Source organism: Paraburkholderia megapolitana (assembly GCF_007556815.1).
Taxonomy (GTDB): domain Bacteria; phylum Pseudomonadota; class Gammaproteobacteria; order Burkholderiales; family Burkholderiaceae; genus Paraburkholderia; species Paraburkholderia megapolitana.
On sequence record NZ_CP041743.1, the window covers coordinates 962,140 to 975,471 of the forward strand.

Consider the following 13,332-nt stretch of genomic DNA (forward strand, 5'->3'; position numbering starts at 1 on the left):
AGTAGAAGAAAGTCACCATGTCTAAAAACATTCTTATTACCGGGGCTAGCAGCGGCTTTGGCCGCGATACGGCGGAAACACTCGCCGGTGCCGGACACCAGGTATTCGCATCGATGCGCGATATCGGCGGGCGTAACCGGCCCCATGCCGATGCCTTGCAAACCAGAGGTATTCATGTCGTCGAACTGGACGTGACAGACGAAGCTTCCGTCGAGCATGGCGTGGCTTCCGTGTTCGCAAAGGCCGGACATCTCGATGTCCTCGTCAACAATGCAGGCATTGGCTCTGCAGGTATCTCCGAAGCATTCACGACAGAGCAACTGCGCGCGCTCTTCGACGTCAACGTATTCGGCGTCCAACGGATGCTAAGAGCCGTGTTGCCAGCTTTCAGGCAACAGGGGCACGGCCTCGTGATCAATATCGGCTCGATTCTTGGCCGCGTAACGTTTCCTTTTTTCGGTCTCTATGGTGCATCGAAGTTCGCGATCGAAGCATTGACCGACAGCTATCGCTACGAGTTGTCGAAGTTGGGCATCGACGTAGTTCTCATCCAGCCGAGCAACTATCCGACGAACATTTTCGCGAGCGCCCAGTTGCCCAGCGACACCGCGCGCAGCCCTGGGTACGGTGAAATCGGTGCGGTTCCAGGCAAGATGGTGGAAACCTTGATGGAGCTGTTCAAAAGCGACAACGCGCCGAACCCGCATGACGTAGCCGAAGCGATTGCACAGGTCGTTGAGCAACCAGACGGCAAACGTCCTGCACGTCTGGTAGTGGGGCAGTCATTCGGCACGGACGTCATCAATGCTCAAGCTGCGTCGATCCAGGCACAGTTGCTGGAAAGCCTCGGTCTCGGACAACTCGCCGAAGCTTGAACCTTGAGCGAGATCGGCGCTTTCGCACCTCACGGACAGGATGCCATTACAATCGGACACTTCGATCCGACAACCGTGATTTGCGCCATGAGATTTCTACTTGCATCGACACTCGCAGCGATTCTCGCGGCCACCAGTGTGGCCGCGAACGCCCAGGCATCCGGAAGCAGCGATACGTCCCAACGACAATGCGCTATTGGCTATGTCACTGGCGTGGGTGGATCGGTACAAAGCGTGCGCGAATACCTGGCGACGCGCAGCAGAGACCAGATTCGCTACATCACGGAAAATCCGATTCAATGCAAGATTTCCGACGAGGGTCGCGCGACCGACTGTACCGGCATCACCAGCCTTCGCAATGAGAAGGTCAGCGTGTACGACGACAGCGACAGCACGACGACGTCTGTGGTCGCGCGCGTCGAACTCGACCGCGGAACGTACCCGATCATTATTGCCGTGCCCAAGCAGGATGTGCGATGTGATGAGTGACAGTCGTCACTCTTAGCGCTAGTTACACTGCGCTACTTGTCGCACGTCCGCCAACCTGAACCGCCTCATCCAGATATCGGGCAGCGAGCGTGCAAGGCTGACCAAGCGCATCGCCTTGTAGCAGCGTAATGCTCCGCGTCAACGATGCAGCCAGTGCTCCTGCCGCCACACCCGTCGCAGCATCTTCGAGATGCGGCTCGAGGTGATTGAAGTTGCGGCCCGCATAGGTATCGTCGGCAAGACGGCAATAGGCATAGATACCCGACACACCGTGTGCGCGGCTCCACGCGGCAATGGCAGCGAGATCGGGGCGCAACGCCTGCAACGCCGATTGATTCGCCACTTCCACCAGCAGCTTTGCGCTGCCCACCGACGCAAGCCTCGGCATACCCATCAGTTCGATCGGTTTCGCACGAAGTAGCTGTGCTGTTTCCGCGAGATCGATGTTCAGCTCCGGACAGCGCTGCGGCTTCAAGCCGATCAAGATGTTGTCGTCGGTACGTTCGACTTCGAGAACCTGTCGATGCATGCTCGTGACGAACTGAATCCGTGCGCTGTCCGGGTTCCGCTCAAACAACACGGCGCTCGCCGCAAGCGTCGCATGCAGGCAAAGCGGGCTACGGGTATGCGGATAGTAGTAATCGAGCACGATGTCGCCGGCAGCATCGGTTGCCAAGAACACCGTCGCAGGAGCATCTTGCCGACGGGCAAACTCCAGCCGTTCCGATTCAGTCAGAGCAAAATCCTCGACGACGATCGCAGCGTTGCCGCTCGCATCGGTACGACCAAAGCAAAGCATGCGGTGAGTATTCATCGTGGGTCGAGTCTCGCGGGTTGTCGCCGGCGCATCGGGAAGCTGTAGAACGCGCATAAGTGCGCCATTCTAGCGTTCCAACGTGCCGCTAAAGCCGTGCCGATTTCCGATTCCGCGGTCCGCCCTGTCAAAAAAGAAACGACCGTACTATTATTTGTGTATCCTTGTTCCATTGCGCAAAGTACGGCCCGTGCATGGCATGACGATTCGGCAGAAGCTATGACGGGTGCCGTGTGATGACGATCTTCCCTTGTGAGTGCAGACCCGATGCCTTCCATGCTGCTTTCCCGGCGCGACCTCGCCTTTCAGTTATATGAATGGCTCGATGTCGAAACGCTGACGCAACGCCCGCGCTTCGCGGATCATTCGCGTGAAACCTTCGACGCGACGCTCGATACCAGCGAACGCATGGCCACCGAGCTGTTCGCCACGCACAACAAGAAAAACGATCAGCAGGAACCGCACTTCGACGGCGAACACGTTCACATCATTCCCGAGGTCAAGACAGCGCTCGATGCTTTCAGCGCAAGCGGATTGATTGCATCGAGCCGCGACTACGAGGTCGGTGGCATGCAACTGCCGACTGTGATCGGCAAGGCCTGCTTCGGCATGTTCACGGCGGCCAATTGCGGCACCGCGTCCTACCCGTTCCTGACCGTGGCAAACACGACGTTGCTGCTCGCGCACGGCACGCCGGCGCAAATCGACACGTTCGCGAAACCGCAACTGGAAGGACGCTGGTTCGGGACGATGTGCCTGTCGGAACCGCAGGCCGGTTCCTCGCTGTCCGACATCGTGACACGCGCACAGGCCGACGGCGATTCGCCGTTTGGCCCGCAGTATCGTTTGACCGGCAACAAGATGTGGATCTCCGCCGGCGAACACGAACTGTCCGACAACATCGTGCATCTCGTGCTGGCCAAAATTCCAGGGCCGGACGGCAAGCTGATTCCAGGCGTAAAAGGCATCTCGCTCTTCATCGTGCCGAAGTTCGTCGTCGATGCGGACGGTGCGCGTGGCGAGCATAACGACGTCGTGCTAGCGGGTCTGAATCACAAGATGGGTTATCGCGGCACCACGAACTGTCTGTTGAATTTCGGCGAAGGCACGAAGTATCGGCCGGGCGGCAAGAGCGGCGCAATCGGCTATCTGGTGGGCGAACCGCACAAAGGTTTGTCGGCCATGTTCGTGATGATGAACGAGATGCGGATCGGCGTCGGCATGGGCGCGGCCATGCTCGGTTCGACGGGATACCTGCATTCGCTCGACTATGCGCGCAATCGTCCGCAGGGACGCTCGATCGGCCCGGCAGGGAAAGATCCGGCCAGCCCGCAGGTGAAGCTCGTCGAACACGCCGATGTGCGTCGCATGCTGCTCGCACAAAAAGCCTATGTGGAAGGCGCGATTGGTTTGAATCTGTACTGCGCGCGACTGGTCGACGAAGAGCTCAGCGCCGCCGACGACAACGCTTTAAAGCAGGCGTCGTTGCTACTGGAAATCCTCACGCCAATCGCGAAGAGCTGGCCGTCGAAGTGGTGCCTGCATGCCAACGATCTCGCGATCCAGATCCACGGCGGTTATGGCTATACGCGCGAATACAACGTCGAGCAGTTCTACCGCGATAATCGCTTGAATCCGATTCACGAAGGCACTGACGGCATCCACGGTATGGATCTGCTCGGTCGCAAGGTCGTGATGCAGGACGGCGCGGCGTTCAAGCTGCTCGGTCAGCGTATCGGCACGGCGATCAGGCGAGCGATTGAAAGCGGTCACCCCGAACAGGAAGCGCAGGCGCAGGCACTCGACGCGGCCATGAAGCGACTCGCCACCGTCACGCAGGCGCTATGGCAAACCGGCGACCCACAGTTGACGCTCGCCAATGCAACGATCTACCTCGAAGCGTTCGGTCACATCGTGCTGTCTTGGATCTGGCTCGAGCAGGCGATCGTCGCAGCAGCGGCACTCGCGAAAGCCGAAAAAGCCGAAGGCGACGAAGCGAGTTTCTATCAAGGCAAGCTCGCGGCTGCACGTTATTTCTTCCATTGGGAATTGCCGAAGACCGGCCCGCAGTTCGATCTGCTGGCCTCGCTCGATCGAACGACACTCGACATGCAGGATGCGTGGTTCTAAGGCCGCGCTTCTAAAGCAGTGATTCTCAAGCGACCCCATTCGCACTTCAACCTCGATACCGACATGGCAGGAGACAAGATGAGCACTATCGAACGACTATTCGACCTGAAGGGCAAGACCGCCTTGATCACAGGCGGCTCGCGCGGCCTCGGCTTGCAGATTGCCGAAGCGCTTGGTGAGCAAGGCGCGAAGATCGTGTTGTCCGCACGCAAGGCCGATGAGCTGCAGGCCGCGCAAGCGCATCTGCAATCGCTTGGCATCGAGGCGAGCTGGATAGCCGCCGATGGCGCGAAGGACGCAGACGTCGCCCGCCTCGCCGATGAGGCGCTGAAAACGCTCGGCCACGTCGATATTCTCGTCAACAATGCCGGCGCAACATGGGGCGCCCCCGCGGAAGACTACCCGGTCGAAGCGTGGGACAAGGTGATGAACCTGAACATCCGCGGCCTGTTCCTGCTGACGCAACAGATCGGCAAGCGCAGCATGATTCCGCGCGGCTACGGCAAGATCGTGAACGTCGCATCGATAGCGGGTCTGAAAGGCAACGCGCCGGGTACGCTCGATACGATCGCCTACAACACATCCAAAGGCGCCGTCGTGAACTTCACTCGCGCACTGGCCGCGGAATGGGGCGAGCACGGTATCACTGTGAATGCGCTCGCGCCGGGCTTCTTTCCGTCGAAGATGACGCGCGGTTCGCTGGAGGCATTGGGCGTCGACCGGCTGTCCGCCGGCGCGCCATTGCGGCGTATCGGCGATGACGAAGATCTGAAGGGCGCCGCGCTGCTGTTCTCGACCGATGCGAGCAAGCACATCACCGGGCAGATTCTGGCGGTGGATGGTGGGGTCAGCGCGGTGTAGGTGTTGCCGGTTTCTTCACAATCTCTGTCTTAAGAGACGTTCGCTAGTACTTGAAGCGGACGTCCTTCGCGATTTCCGCAATGCTGCTATCAGTCAAGCCGGAGCAGGATCGACGGCACCTCCACGAGATAACGTTTCGCAGCCCAGGAATGGCAGTTGCTAGCCCCTCCGACGTGCAGTACCCAAAGGCATACGAGTAGCACAGCACTCAGTGCTGCCGCTGATCACACCTGTTGCAAGGAGTGAGCATCGTGACGACCCGGATTCTCGCCCCATGAAACCCAACCGTGCCCTCGAAGCCCTGAATTTCTTCGTTGCCGACGTGCAGGCCGGCATCGGCCCGTTTCTCGGCGTGTTTCTTCAGGCGCGTGGCTGGGGCACCGATCTGATCGGCACCGTCATGACGATTGGCGGCATTGCCGGTATGGTCGCGACCTCGCCGGCCGGCGCGCTTGTCGATGCGACTCGCCATAAGCGCGCACTGATCGTAGTGGCCGGTGCGATGACGGTAGCAGCATCGGGGCTGCTGTGGGTGTCGCACGACTACTGGATGGTGGCGGCATCGCAGATAGCAACTGCCATCACAGGCGCGGCCCTTGGACCCGCGATGGCCGGCATCACGCTCGGTATCGTGCGACAACGCGGCTTCGACCGGCAGTTTGGACGCAATCAGGTCGCCAATCATGCAGGCAACGTTGTGGCAGCCGCGCTGTCCGGCTGGCTCGGTTGGCGTTACGGCTTCGGCGCTGTCTTTGCCCTCAGCGCGGTGTTCGGGATCTTGTCGTTGATCGCAGTTGCCATGATTCGCGCAGACGCAATCGATCACGACGTCGCGCGCGGACTCGAAACCGACAATTCGAGTGGCAACGCAAGCGAAGCAAAAGTAAGCGGCCTGCGCATCCTGCTCGAATGCCGGCCGCTAGTCGTGCTCGCCGCAGCGCTCGCGCTCTTTCATCTCGGCAACGCGGCGATGCTACCGCTCTATGGCCTTGCCATCGTCGCCGCTCACCAGGGAGACCCCAGCGCATTCACCGCCGAAACCATCGTAATCGCCCAGCTGGTGATGGTCGGCGCCGCCGCATTCGCTTACCGTCTGATCCGCTGGCGCGGTTACTGGTGGGTGATCCTCGTCACGTTTCTCGCGCTGCCGGTACGCGGGATGATTGCCGCGTCGGTGATGCATCAGTGGGGCGTATGGCCGGTGCAGGCACTCGATGGCATTGGCGCGGGGCTGCAAAGCGTTGCCGTCCCCGCGCTTGTGGTCCGATTGCTGGAGGGGACCGGACGCGTCAACGCAGGGCAAGGTGTCGTGATGACCGTGCAAGGCGCGGGCGCGGCTTTGAGCCCTGCGTTGGGCGGCATATTGGCGCATCGCTTCGGCTTCTCCGCAGCGTTCATCACGCTGGGCGCGATTTCCATGGGATCGCTGGGGCTGTGGCTTTGCTTTGGAGTGGGGCTTAGACACGCATGTCGTGCATGCATCGAGACCGATGCCGGCACCGACGCCGAGGACGCACGCCCTGCGGTTTCGTCATAGTCCGTCCTGCGTTTCCGCGAAAGTGTCCGTTCGCTTTACACGGCATCAGTGAAAACCGTATTCGGGGTTGCGCCGATCGAAGGTCGACTCGCTCCAGTGACGAGGCACGACGTCTTCGAAATGAATCATCTCGAGCAGCTCGCCGTGCGCGTCCCATGCTGCTTCGCCGATGGGCCATAGGTGTTGTAGATCGAAGAGCAGTCGCACGCGCTGTGCATAGTGCGCAGGCGGCCCAGACGGAGCAATCCACGTCCACGCAAGCATCCGTGTACCCTGCACATTCACGAGTTCGATGCGAACCGGCTTTTCAGTAAGACCTTCTGCACGAAAGCTGCGCGCATCGTGCTCGATCGTGCGCGCGACGAACTGCAAGCCGATATCGCGCACGCTGTGGCGCGACTGGGCAAGCGCAAACGGCCCATCGATAGCGACCTTGCCCGACACGATACGCAACGGACCGCCCACGTGCCCATAGACGCTATCCGGGTCTGTCGTTTCGTCGTACAGAATCTCCTGTCCCGCATGCGCACCGTCAGGCAACCACTTCACGTAAACTTTTCGCGGATTGTCCTGGTAGCGGACGATCATGTGATCGGGCCGCGCGGACCATCTGCCGAATACTCGCTCCCGTCGGAACATGGTGTATTCGTAGGCGTTGTCGAGAATCATGTCGAATCTCGCGTACTCGACGAACGCCTCGGGTTTCATGGCATCCATCAGGGCGAGAATCTGGTTGTCTGGCAACGACAGAAGCGAGCGATCTTCGATCGTCGTTCGCCACGATGCCGCCTGTTCGCCTGCGGTGAGGCAGCGGAACCGATCGACGTCGGTGCTCGCGGAATCCGCGGCGACGGCATGCGTGCATTCCGCCGATGTGCTGGATAAAGCCGGCGAAATCGGGTCGATCTCTTGAGCGAAAGTGCTCGTTGAAACCATCAAGCACAGCCCCGCGAGCGCGCACAGCAGCGTCCGTGCGACTAGCGAGTTGCGAGAAGTGCTCATAGAGAAGGCCAAACTAGCGCCGCCCCATTCCACCGAAGCTGTGCGCGCCACCACCACCGAACCCACGCACCCCACCGCCACCGAATCCACCGCGATGAAAGCCCGCTGAAACGGGTACGCGGAAACGGCCGCGATCCATCAGATGGTAATGATCGAAGTGGTGAAAGTGATGAAAGCGATCGACAAAGATCAGGTTCACACCAGCACCGATGAACACCGGCGGCCCCCACCACCACGGGTCGAGATAGGGATAGTCCGCGACCGGATACCACAGCACGCTACCATCCTGGCCTTGTACGATCTGCCAGCTTCCATCGCTTTGCAGGCACGCACGTCCAACGATCTGCTGCATCGTGCCGTCGATTTCCGCCTGCCCCACCACCGCGCGACAATTCGTGCTGTCGGCCGGTACGGGTAGATCATCGGATGTCTGCGCGAGTGCAGGCACCGCGAGACCAAGACAGGCGAGCAAGGTCCCAAAACGAAGCAATCGATTCATCATGTATGGCCTCGTAAATTCCCGACGTTTCGACGTCGCGCCATCGGCGTCACCCGGCACATCGGTGTGCCCAGGCCAATTCATGCCCCGATGCCACAGCGCTTGAAACCCGCCGCGCGAAACGTGAATGCCTGATCATTAAACGTTGCAGCACACCGACTTATTCCAGCATCGTCCGACGAAACACGACCGTCCCGCGCGAAACCACCGGTGAATACCGCTCACATACACATGAGAATTTCTGACTTAGCGATCGCGTCGATAGCGGGTTACTGTGACGGCGCCCGACACATGGCCAAGCATGGATCGTCGTAGCGAAGCGTCCCGGGCACGAAAACACGGACCGAGGCAGACATGGCAATTCTGATGGGATTGATTTCGGCTCTATGCTGGGGCGCGACGGACTTCCTGGCGGGACATACCACTCGCCAGATTGGTGTGGCCAGGTCGCTGTTCTATAGCCAGTCGTTTGGATTTCTCGTTTTGACTGTGTGGATTGTGTCTCATCCAGCGCTTTTTCATGTCGACACGAACGGCTTTGGGCTCGCTATGGCCGTCCTGGCAGCAGTCTGTAATCTGGTTGCAATGGCTTCTTTGCTCAAGGCGCTGTCGATCGGCAAGGCCTCCGTCGTTGCGCCGATCGTCTCGCTGTATGGCGCGGTAACGACCGTCCTCTCGGTGATCGCTGGAGAGCCGATTACCACTATGGCCGTGGCCAGTCTCGTGCTGTGTATTTTCGGCGCGAGCCTCGCCAGTATTTCGAAGTCGTCGGACGGTAAGCCGGAAGCTCCCGCTTCTATCGGCCTTGGCTTGCTCTCCGCGCTAATGTTTGGACTCGGTTTCTGGCTTCAGGGAGCGTTCGCTGTCAAGGACCTGGGGATAGTCGATACGTTGTGGGTGTATTACCTCGTTGCCGTGGTTGTCCTGTTGGCCATATTGATCAGGAGCCGCAATCTGTCCCCGCCGCGAGGTTCGATTTTCGCCCTGATTCTTACCATCAGCTTGCTTAGCCTGTGCGGATTTTCCGCACTCGCATACGGTTCGGGCACGGGTCACGTGGCGATCGTCACGGTGCTCAGTTCATTGGCGAGTGCTGTTACGGCCGTGCTTGGATTCGCTATCCGCGGTGAGCGCCCGAGTGTGCCGCAATGGATAGGCATCTCGATCATCACGTTCGGTGTCGTGTCGCTCAAACTGACTTCAGGTATTGCGACGGGCTAACTAACATATCGACCGAGCGGACTGGTACGATCATCGCTTAACCCGACCCCGAAGCGTCGCTTCACCCATGACACTTTTCGACCCCACACGACATGAGCCGCTGATCGAAACCGACTGGGACGAACACGTAGCCCGGGCGACGATCCAGCACATAGCAGCCGGTACGCACGCCAGCTTTAACCCAGACACGTACTGGCCCACGCACTCGCTCGATGGAGGTCCGTCGGACACGCTCACGTATCTTTATCACGGCGCGTGTGGAACGTTCTGGGCGCTCGCCTTTCTGGAATCGGTCGGCGCCACAGCGCCCGGTGTGGACTACGCTCCGCACTATTCGACGCTGCTGGAGCGAAACCGGATCGCGCTGCAAGACGAATCGGCGCAGTCGCTTGCCTCGTACATGATGGGCGACATACCGATCCTGCTGCTCGAATACGAACACACGCCAACCGAACAGCTCGCCGACAAGCTGGCAGATCTTATTCTGTCGAATCTCGACAATCCGACTCGCGAACTCATGTGGGGCTCGCCTGGAACGCTTCTGGCATCGAAGTTTCTCTACGAGCGAACATCGGATGAGCGCTGGGCCGATCTGTTCCGGCTGACCGCGGACAAGCTGTGGTCCGAGTTGCTCTGGTCGCCGGAACATGCGTGCTTCTACTGGACGCAGGATCTGTATGGCAAGCAATCGACTTACCTCGATAGCGTCCACGGTTTCGTTGCCACGGCCGTACCGCTGATCGCCGGTCGGCATTTGCTGAGCGACGAGCGCTGGAGCGGCTGGCGCGAACGCATCACGACTACCGTCTCGCGCACCGCAGTCGTCGATGACGGAAAGGCGAACTGGCACGCTCAGCTCGTCCGCGAAAACGCAAACGTCGCGCCACACCTGATGCAGTTCTGTCACGGCGCACCGGGGTTCGTCATATGTCTCGCCAATATGCCAGGCGACGAACTGGACACGTTATTGCTGGCCGCGGGCGAAGCAACCTGGGCAGCGGGTCCATTGAAGAAAGGCTCGAACCTGTGTCACGGCACGGGCGGCAACGGCTTCGCCTTTCTGTCGCTTTACCGGCGGACTGGCGATAGCAAATGGCTGCATCGCGCACGCGCATTCGCCATGCACGGCATCGCGCAAACGATGGCAGCGGAACGTCAATACGGCCAGCTACGCTATTCGTTGTGGACCGGAGACCCTGGGTTCGCGATCTATCTGTGGAACTGCATACACGGGACGGCTTCGTTTCCGACGCTTGATTTCTTTTTTACGGACATCAAGTAAAGCGCTCGGCGCCGCCCCTTGTTACTCACTTGCCACCCGTAACATCGAGAAACGTGCCAGTGATAAAAGAAGCCTCGTCGCTTGCCAGCCATAAGATCGCGCGCGCAACCTCTTCAGGTTGACCGCCTCTTCCCATTGGGATCGAGTCTCGCACGCGATCCACCCGTCCCGGCTCTCCACCGCTCGCATGCATGTCGGTGTAGATATGTCCTGGGCGAATGCAGTTGACGCGTATTCCGTCCCGCGCGACTTCCTTGGAGAAGCCCATCGTAAATGTCTCGAGCGCACCCTTCGACGCGGCGTAGTCGACATACTCGTTGGGACTACCGAGCCGGGCCGATGCCGACGAGATGTTGATCACAACGCCGCCACGACCACTGTGACGAAACGACATCCGCTTCACCGCCTGTTGCGCGCAGAGGATAGGGCCTATCGAGTTGACCGCGAAGATGCGCTGCATCCGCTCGAAGCTGAGATCCTCCAGCTTCGATTGTTGCGCAATGATCGCAGCGTTATTCACCAGCACATCGATACGGCCAAACTTCTGGTCGATCGCCGCGAATAGCTGAACGACCTGCTCAGGATCGGCGCTGTCTGCGCGCATGGCTAAAGCCCGGCGCCCGACCGCTTCCACATCGGCCACGACCGCAAGGGCAGACGACTCGTCGGAGACGAAGCTTATCGCTACGTCGTAACCTTGTGCGGCAGCAAGCCGCGCAGTGGCCGCGCCGACGCCGCGGGCTCCACCCGTTATCAGAATCAACGGTGCCTGTGCAACAGCATTCATTTAGCGAATCTCCACGTGATGATTCAGACTGACGAAGCAACTGACCGGGATCAATATGCGCTGAATCTTTCGGTACGTGCCATCCATGCCAGTCCGACAACTGCTACACACCCAAAGAGCGCGGGCAGCAAAAAGACGTTAGGCAAGCCCAGTAACGCGACGCCGAAACCGCCCGCAATGCCTCCTAACGCCGAGGCAAGCGCCGTCGAGCTCATGAAGATTGCGGACGCCGTCGCTACCGCGTTGGGAAGCAGGCGTTGAGCAACGAGGATGCCGAGGACCATAAAGATGCCCCAGACACCGCCCATCAGAATCTGTCCAGCGAACATCCCAGCCGCGGACGACCACAACGCAAAGCAAAGATTGGCCAGTATCCCCATTGCGGCCGCGATACACATCAGCCACACGTTACCAAACCTGCGGCCGAGCCCGATGCTGAAGGGCATGATGAGCAGCTCGATGAACGGCTGTATCCCGATGACCGCACCGCGTACAGCCGGACTTAGCTTGAGCTGCTCTTCCATATAGATCAGCAAGAATCCGAACTTCACCGGTTCGCCTGCGTAGACGAGGACGAAGAGCCCCGTGAACGTTAGCAATGGAAGCATGGCACGCAGACTGGCGTGACGCGCGGGTTCACCCGTCGATTCCAGCTTGGGCCTCGCGACCGGATTCAGTGTTCCGAGCGGCACGATCTGTAGCAGCATGCAGATGGCGGTCAACCACAGCATGGGGCGCAAGCCATAGACAGCCGCTACCCAAGCGCCCAGGACAGGTCCGACGATCCATCCGCCGGTAAGCGCCATCCGGATGATGGCGACGACACTTTCATTCGCATCGCCGGGTTTGTCGCTGAGTTCGTCGTGGACAGCTGCAAAAATCTGCGAGGCGGTCGCACCGGCAACAGCCAGCAAAACGACCGCGATGACGAACGCCATCCAGACCGAAGTAGAGAGAGCCAGCCCCGCCCAGCCCAGGAAACCCGCCACGGCGCACATGCGAAACAGACCGAGACGATTGCCTGTGCGATCGGAGTAGCGGCCGATGCAATACCCCGCCACTGGCGCTGCAAGGCTCGTCAGGTAGTAGAGTCCCGCCAGCGGTAGCGAGGCGCCGAGTTCCTTTACCAGGAACAGAACGATCTGTGGTGCAGCCGCTGACGTGCCAAGGCCCGACAGAAACATGGCAATCGTTGCGCCGAGAAAAAACCTTGAAGCTGCGACTTGACGCAATGCAGAACTACGACCGGTACGGTCAGGCATCGTGAGATAAACCCCTTGGCTATGTTCCTGAACTTGTGCGCGAGCGACGCCCGATCCGGCGTGCACGCTGGAGATTATCGCAACGGGTTCTGGATTGCTATGGGCGGGGTGACGTGATTGTTCCGTCCTGGCTGGAACAAGGGGACGAGTCTTGAAGCTGGACGAAAGCGGACTGCCAGAGTCCGCCAACCTAGTCGTGTCGAACGGCCATCAGATCCTTCCCGGTCAACGCAAGGACCGCTGAGGCCTCGGCAAGCGCATCTTGCTCTTCTACGCTCAGCGCCGACTTTTCGGACCACGTGGCGACGAGGCGAGCTAGAACTTCTCGCGTTCGCAATTGAAGCTGGCGTGACGAATCCGCCTCTTCGGCAAGATTGCGAAGGCTGCGCCGTGCGTTGCTGCGCCCGTGTTCCGTCCCGTGCTCGATGGCGGAAAGCAGGATCGGAACGAGCGTTCTCCATCGAGGCGCGAGGTCGATCATGTCATGCTCAGCTGCCCAAACCGGGTTTCGCGACGTGTGCCGATCGGAAGATCCCTTGACGTTTCTGTTCATTTCAATTGCTCCTTCAACTA

General features: G+C 59.8%; 13 protein-coding genes. 7 read left to right on the plus strand and 6 right to left on the minus strand.

The window, feature by feature from the left end:
- Positions 1–17 precede the first annotated feature (17 nt).
- Positions 18–875 carry an SDR family oxidoreductase gene (locus tag FNZ07_RS04050; protein ID WP_091011714.1) on the plus strand — a complete coding sequence of 286 codons (858 nt, stop codon included), beginning with the start codon at positions 18–20 and terminating at the stop codon, positions 873–875.
- A gap of 87 nt (positions 876–962) precedes the next feature.
- Positions 963–1,364, plus strand: a complete 402-nt coding sequence (locus FNZ07_RS04055; RefSeq protein WP_091012785.1) for a hypothetical protein — start codon at positions 963–965, stop codon at positions 1,362–1,364.
- A 22-nt stretch (positions 1,365–1,386) separates the two neighbouring features.
- Here the strand turns inward: FNZ07_RS04055 and FNZ07_RS04060 are convergent, their stop codons facing one another.
- Complete coding sequence (locus tag FNZ07_RS04060) at positions 1,387–2,178, minus strand: PhzF family phenazine biosynthesis protein (protein ID WP_091012786.1); 792 nt, start codon at positions 2,176–2,178, stop codon at positions 1,387–1,389.
- Positions 2,179–2,445: 267 nt separating this feature from the next.
- Here FNZ07_RS04060 and FNZ07_RS04065 point away from each other — a divergent pair, with 267 nt between their 5' ends.
- The 3 genes from FNZ07_RS04065 (at position 2,446) to FNZ07_RS04075 (ending at position 6,706) form a co-directional block, all read left to right on the plus strand.
- Entirely contained in the window at positions 2,446–4,308 is a 1,863-nt protein-coding gene (locus tag FNZ07_RS04065) for an acyl-CoA dehydrogenase (RefSeq protein ID WP_091011715.1), read from the plus strand.
- A 78-nt stretch (positions 4,309–4,386) separates the two neighbouring features.
- The gene (locus FNZ07_RS04070) at positions 4,387–5,169 is read left to right on the plus strand and encodes an SDR family oxidoreductase (RefSeq protein WP_091012787.1); all 783 of its coding nucleotides are present in this window, start codon (positions 4,387–4,389) and stop codon (positions 5,167–5,169) included.
- Positions 5,170–5,443: 274 nt separating this feature from the next.
- Positions 5,444–6,706 carry an MFS transporter gene (locus FNZ07_RS04075; protein ID WP_091011716.1) on the plus strand — a complete coding sequence of 421 codons (1,263 nt, stop codon included), beginning with the start codon at positions 5,444–5,446 and terminating at the stop codon, positions 6,704–6,706.
- Between the two features lie 45 nt (positions 6,707–6,751).
- Here the strand turns inward: FNZ07_RS04075 and FNZ07_RS04080 are convergent, their stop codons facing one another.
- Together FNZ07_RS04080 and FNZ07_RS04085 are read right to left on the minus strand one after the other, a co-directional pair.
- The gene (locus FNZ07_RS04080; protein ID WP_091011717.1) at positions 6,752–7,708 is read right to left on the minus strand and encodes a DUF1571 domain-containing protein; all 957 of its coding nucleotides are present in this window, start codon (positions 7,706–7,708) and stop codon (positions 6,752–6,754) included.
- Between the two features lie 13 nt (positions 7,709–7,721).
- Complete coding sequence (locus tag FNZ07_RS04085; protein ID WP_091012789.1) at positions 7,722–8,207, minus strand: hypothetical protein; 486 nt, start codon at positions 8,205–8,207, stop codon at positions 7,722–7,724.
- Positions 8,208–8,561: 354 nt separating this feature from the next.
- Between FNZ07_RS04085 and FNZ07_RS04090 the strand changes: the two genes are divergently transcribed.
- Together FNZ07_RS04090 and FNZ07_RS04095 are read left to right on the plus strand one after the other, a co-directional pair.
- Positions 8,562–9,428 (plus strand): DMT family transporter, encoded by an 867-nt coding sequence (locus FNZ07_RS04090; RefSeq protein ID WP_091011718.1) that lies wholly within the window; start codon positions 8,562–8,564, stop codon positions 9,426–9,428.
- 67 nt (positions 9,429–9,495) lie between these two features.
- Positions 9,496–10,710, plus strand: coding sequence for a lanthionine synthetase C family protein (locus tag FNZ07_RS04095; RefSeq protein ID WP_091011719.1), 1,215 nt, complete (start codon positions 9,496–9,498; stop codon positions 10,708–10,710).
- Positions 10,711–10,735: 25 nt separating this feature from the next.
- Here the strand turns inward: FNZ07_RS04095 and FNZ07_RS04100 are convergent, their stop codons facing one another.
- The 3 genes from FNZ07_RS04100 to FNZ07_RS04110 form a co-directional block, all read right to left on the minus strand.
- Positions 10,736–11,497, minus strand: coding sequence for an SDR family oxidoreductase (locus FNZ07_RS04100; RefSeq protein WP_091011720.1), 762 nt, complete (start codon positions 11,495–11,497; stop codon positions 10,736–10,738).
- 50 nt (positions 11,498–11,547) lie between these two features.
- A complete protein-coding gene (locus FNZ07_RS04105) occupies positions 11,548–12,825 on the minus strand; it encodes an MFS transporter (protein ID WP_211367875.1) in 1,278 nt (425 codons plus the stop codon).
- 124 nt (positions 12,826–12,949) lie between these two features.
- Complete coding sequence (locus FNZ07_RS04110; RefSeq protein ID WP_091011722.1) at positions 12,950–13,312, minus strand: hypothetical protein; 363 nt, start codon at positions 13,310–13,312, stop codon at positions 12,950–12,952.
- Between the last annotated feature and the right edge of the window lie 20 nt (positions 13,313–13,332).

Coding starts and splice junctions, on each gene's coding strand:
- FNZ07_RS04050 (WP_091011714.1), top strand. CDS start 18: ATGTCTAAAAACATTCTTATTACCGGGGCTAGCAGCGGCTTTGGCCGC.
- FNZ07_RS04055 (WP_091012785.1), top strand. CDS start 963: ATGAGATTTCTACTTGCATCGACACTCGCAGCGATTCTCGCGGCCACC.
- FNZ07_RS04060 (WP_091012786.1), bottom strand. CDS start 2,178: ATGAATACTCACCGCATGCTTTGCTTTGGTCGTACCGATGCGAGCGGC.
- FNZ07_RS04065 (WP_091011715.1), top strand. CDS start 2,446: ATGCCTTCCATGCTGCTTTCCCGGCGCGACCTCGCCTTTCAGTTATAT.
- FNZ07_RS04070 (WP_091012787.1), top strand. CDS start 4,387: ATGAGCACTATCGAACGACTATTCGACCTGAAGGGCAAGACCGCCTTG.
- FNZ07_RS04075 (WP_091011716.1), top strand. CDS start 5,444: ATGAAACCCAACCGTGCCCTCGAAGCCCTGAATTTCTTCGTTGCCGAC.
- FNZ07_RS04080 (WP_091011717.1), bottom strand. CDS start 7,708: ATGAGCACTTCTCGCAACTCGCTAGTCGCACGGACGCTGCTGTGCGCG.
- FNZ07_RS04085 (WP_091012789.1), bottom strand. CDS start 8,207: ATGAATCGATTGCTTCGTTTTGGGACCTTGCTCGCCTGTCTTGGTCTC.
- FNZ07_RS04090 (WP_091011718.1), top strand. CDS start 8,562: ATGGCAATTCTGATGGGATTGATTTCGGCTCTATGCTGGGGCGCGACG.
- FNZ07_RS04095 (WP_091011719.1), top strand. CDS start 9,496: ATGACACTTTTCGACCCCACACGACATGAGCCGCTGATCGAAACCGAC.
- FNZ07_RS04100 (WP_091011720.1), bottom strand. CDS start 11,497: ATGAATGCTGTTGCACAGGCACCGTTGATTCTGATAACGGGTGGAGCC.
- FNZ07_RS04110 (WP_091011722.1), bottom strand. CDS start 13,312: ATGAACAGAAACGTCAAGGGATCTTCCGATCGGCACACGTCGCGAAAC.